The organism is Streptomyces boluensis, assembly GCF_009908195.1.
In the GTDB taxonomy this organism is placed as follows: domain Bacteria; phylum Actinomycetota; class Actinomycetes; order Streptomycetales; family Streptomycetaceae; genus Streptomyces; species Streptomyces boluensis.
This window is the reverse complement of sequence record NZ_JAAAHS010000623.1, coordinates 1-2,535: the sequence shown is the minus strand read 5'-3', so window position 1 is coordinate 2,535 and position 2,535 is coordinate 1. Positions and strand designations below refer to the sequence as shown.

At 70.4% G+C, this 2,535-nt stretch carries 3 protein-coding genes; 1 reads left to right on the top strand and 2 read right to left on the bottom strand.

Annotation, left to right across the window (positions count from 1 at the left end; all coding sequences use genetic code 11):
• Positions 1–52 precede the first annotated feature (52 nt).
• A complete protein-coding gene (locus GUY60_RS36730) occupies positions 53–964 on the bottom strand; it encodes an SDR family NAD(P)-dependent oxidoreductase (RefSeq protein WP_161705840.1) in 912 nt (303 codons plus the stop codon).
• 85 nt (positions 965–1,049) lie between these two features.
• On the opposite strand from GUY60_RS36730, the gene GUY60_RS36725 reads away from it, so the two are divergent.
• Positions 1,050–2,012, top strand: coding sequence for a cyclase family protein (locus GUY60_RS36725; protein WP_161705839.1), 963 nt, complete (start codon positions 1,050–1,052; stop codon positions 2,010–2,012).
• Positions 2,013–2,306: 294 nt separating this feature from the next.
• Here GUY60_RS36725 and GUY60_RS36720 read toward each other — a convergent pair.
• Positions 2,307–2,535, bottom strand: a 229-nt coding sequence (locus tag GUY60_RS36720; RefSeq protein ID WP_161705838.1) for an ATP-binding protein, incomplete at its 5' end; no start/stop codon positions are given.

Genomic DNA, 2,535 nt, shown 5'->3' with positions numbered 1-2,535 from the left:
GAGGAGGCCCGTCCGGCAGGACAAATTCGGGAAGGGGCGGGGAGGGGAAGAACTAAGCGTTCGGACGTTCCTTCTTCGCCGCCGCCTCCGCCATCGCCCGAAGCTGCTCCAGCATCGGCATCGGGTCCGTCCCCACCGTCCCCGGCAGGAAATCCGCGATCCGCTCCGGCGTCCACGGACCCTCCGCATACCCCGCCCGAAGCTCCCGCGGCTGCGCCCACACAGCGATCTTCGGCCCGGCGATCGTGTACACCTGCCCCGTGATCTGCTCCTCGCGGGCCCGCTCGCTGAGCAGGTAGACGACGAGCGCCGCCACGTCCTCCGGCTCGCCGATCTCCTTGAGCTCCATCGGCACGTTGGCCGACATCCGCGTACGGGCGACCGGCGCCACCGCGTTCGCCGTCACCCCGTACTTGTGCAGGCCGAGCGCCGCGCTGCGTACCAGCGAGATGATTCCGCCCTTGGCCGCCGAGTAGTTGGCCTGCGCCACGGACCCCTGGTGGTTGCCGGAGGTGAAGCCGATGAGGGTGCCGCCGCCCTGCTTCCGCATGACCGCCGACGCGGCGCGGAACACGGTGAAGGTGCCCTTGAGGTGGGTGGCGACGACAGGGTCCCACTCCTCCTCGGACATGTTGAACAGCATCCGTTCGCGCAGGATGCCGGCGACGCACACCACCCCGTCGATGCGCCCGAACTCAGCGAGCGCGGTGTCGACGATGCGCTGGCCGCCCTCCATCGTGGCGATGTCGTCGGCCACGGCGACGGCCTCACCGCCCGCCGCGACGATCTCCTTCACCACCGACTCGGCGACCTCACTTGCGGGTTCACCACCCTCGATGGACACGCCGTAGTCGTTGACGACGACCCGCGCACCCTCGGCGGCGGCGGCGAGTGCGACGGCCCTGCCGATGCCGCGCCCTGCCCCGGTGACGGCGACGACCTTGCCTGCCAAGAAGTTCCCCACGTCCGGCCCCTTCCCGCGGTTTCTGACGGACCGTTAGATTCTACGGGTAGTCAGATACGGGAACACAAGCCCTCAGGAGCCCCGGATGACATCGCCTTCGCCACAGCCCTCGGCGCAACCCTCCGCACTCCCCCCGGAGTTCCACGACATCGCCAAGCGCGTGAACAACTGGGGCCGTTGGGGATCCGACGACGAGATCGGCACCCTCAACCTCATCACCGACGAGGTCGTACGGGCCGCCACCGGCGAGGTCCGCACCGGCCACCGCGTGCCGCTCGCCCTGCCGTTGAAGGAGGACGGCGTGCAGAGCGGCCTTATCCCCGGGCGGATCAACCCGTTCCACACGATGGTGCAGATCAACCAGGAGATATTCGGGCCCGGCACGGTCGCCTGCAACGACGACGCGGTCACCATGGGCCTGCAGTCCGCCACCCACTGGGACGCCCTCACGCACGTCTCACACTCGGGCCGCTTCTACAACGGCCGCCCCGCGAGCACCGTCACCGCGCACCGCGGCGCCGAGTTCAGCGGCATCGCGACGATGCGGCACGTCGTCTCGCGCGGCGTGTTGCTCGACGTGGCCGCCGCCAAGGGCCTCGACCGGCTGCCCGCCGATCACGCGGTGACCCCCGAAGACCTGGACGAGGCCGAGGAGTTCGCGGGTACGAAGGTGCGCTCCGGCGACATCGTGCTCGTACGGACCGGGCAGGTGCAGGTGTATCTCGCGGGCGACAAGCACGGGTACGGCTATCCGTCGCCGGGCCTCTCGGTGCGGACGCCGGAGTGGTTCCACGCGCGCGACGTGGCGGCGGTCGCCAATGACACGCTGACCTTCGAGATCTTCCCGCCGGAGATAGAGAACCTGTGGCTGCCGGTGCACGCCCTCGACCTGGTCGAGATGGGCATGCCGCAGGGGCAGAACTGGCTGCTCGAAGAGTTGTCCACAGCCTGTGCACAAGAGGGCCGGTATGCGTTCCTGCTGTCCGCGATGCCGGAGCCGTTCGTCGGCGCCACGGGCACTCCGGTGGCGCCGATCGCCGTGCTGTAGACGGGAGTTGGGGCCCCTGGGGCACCCGAGGCCGCTCGGGAGTCACCCCCGGGACCGCCCCTGCGCGGTGGCCGGATTGTGCTCCCGCACAATCCACCACTGCGGGTGTTGACGGCACGTGTCCGTTTGATCACGCTTGTGGCAGCGATCCGCCGTGAGGGGACGTCGAGAGCTTGGCCGAGGGGCAGGCACCTCGGCGAGTGCGTGTCGTGTTCCACCGGCGGCGCGCGATGTCGCGCTCGGGGTGACATGAGCGCGCCGCCACCCCCGACCCGTACGGGATTCCCGGATTCCCTACACGGGGTACGCGATGACCTGTGCCGCCCCGACGTGCCGCGCACCCGAGGTGTCGACCGGCTCGGCCGCGGACTTCGGCGCCGGTACGCAGCGGTCCACCTCGCACCAGATCCGCTTGCCCCCACCGTCCGACTGCCAGCCCCAGCGGTCCGCGAGGCCGTCGACGAGGGCGAGGCCACGGCCGTTGGTGTCGTCGCCCTCGGCCTGCCGGGGCCGGGGCGGGCGG

Excerpts from the sequence above, each read along its gene's own strand:
- GUY60_RS36725 (WP_161705839.1), top strand. The coding sequence starts at position 1,050 with ATGACATCGCCTTCGCCACAGCCCTCGGCGCAACCCTCCGCACTCCCC.